At 49.0% G+C, this 312-nt stretch carries 1 protein-coding gene; it reads left to right on the plus strand.

Features of this window, described 5'->3' with window-relative positions; translation table 11 throughout:
* Positions 1-8: 8 nt before the first annotated feature.
* Positions 9-312, plus strand: a 304-nt coding sequence (locus QWI17_RS01270) for a DUF4426 domain-containing protein (RefSeq protein WP_302720679.1), incomplete at its 3' end; no start/stop codon positions are given.

Here is a 312-nt window from a genome sequence, read left to right on the forward strand (position 1 = left end):
AGAAGACAATGAAAGCAGCAACTTTAGGCAAACACTTTACGAAAAAGGTTTGTAACACTCTGGCCGTAATCACCGGTCTGTTCATCTCAACGCTCTGTAGCCTGGCCAGCGCCGAACAGATGGTATCTCACGGCGATTACATGATTCACTACAACGCCTTCAATAGCAGTTTCATTCAACCGGACGTCGCCCAGTCCTATGGTATTACCCGCAGTAAAACCAAGGCATTGCTGAACGTTTCAGTACTGCAAAAGCAGACCGACGGCAGCACTAAGCCGGTTTCCGCCGTGGTTAAAGGTGAAGTGGTCAACC

The sequence above is a fragment of the Gilvimarinus gilvus genome, from assembly GCF_030518155.1.
Taxonomy (GTDB): Bacteria; Pseudomonadota; Gammaproteobacteria; order Pseudomonadales; family Cellvibrionaceae; genus Gilvimarinus; species Gilvimarinus gilvus.